Origin of the sequence: Massilia sp. CCM 8734 (assembly GCF_011682155.1) — a bacterium.
GTDB classification, from domain to species: domain Bacteria; phylum Pseudomonadota; class Gammaproteobacteria; order Burkholderiales; family Burkholderiaceae_D; genus Telluria_A; species Telluria_A rubra.
The window spans coordinates 1-229 of the sequence record NZ_WHJI01000368.1; the positions used below are offsets into that span (position 1 = coordinate 1).

1 protein-coding gene is annotated in these 229 nt (G+C 58.5%); it reads left to right on the plus strand.

The annotated features are described in order from the left end of the window. Window positions 1-229, plus strand: a 229-nt coding sequence (locus F2P46_RS36920; protein ID WP_166899436.1) for a transposase, incomplete at both ends; no start/stop codon positions are given.

The following is a 229-nucleotide window of genomic DNA, read 5'->3' on the forward strand; positions in this document are numbered from 1 at the left end:
CGCGCTTCATCGTGACCTCGCTGCCAGGACTCGATGCCGGCATGTTGTACGAGGATATTTATTGCGCGCGAGGTCAGGCCGAAAATTACATCAAGCATCTCAAGGATGACCTCGCCGCCGACCGTACTTCCTGCACCAGCTTTCTCGCCAATTGCATGCGCTTGTTGCTGCACGCGGCGGCCTACATCCTGCATCAGCAACTGCGTACCGAAGGGCTGCGGCATACCGC